At 35.7% G+C, this 241-nt stretch carries 1 protein-coding gene; it reads left to right on the top strand.

The window, feature by feature from the left end:
• Positions 1 to 241 (top strand): hypothetical protein (locus FUA24_RS25815; protein WP_394344200.1); only part of this gene is annotated, 241 nt, incomplete at both ends.

Raw genomic sequence — 241 nt, 5'->3', positions numbered from 1 at the left:
GCTAATATGAATTTATTAGTTGAAGATTGGGGTGGTAAAGTACAATCACATGATATTTCAGCAAAACAAGGTACAGGTGTAAATGAACTTTTAGAAAAAGTACTTTTAGAAGCTGAGTTATTAGAACTTAAAGCCAACCCTGAAAAACCAGCATTGGGTACTGTGGTTGAAGCATTCTTAGACAAAGGTCGTGGTTATGTATCAACTATATTAGTACAAGCAGGAACTCTTAGGGTAGGTG

The sequence above is a fragment of the Seonamhaeicola marinus genome, from assembly GCF_008085455.1.
Note: the sequence above shows the minus strand (reverse complement) of the source record. Positions and strands in the feature narration are given on the sequence as shown.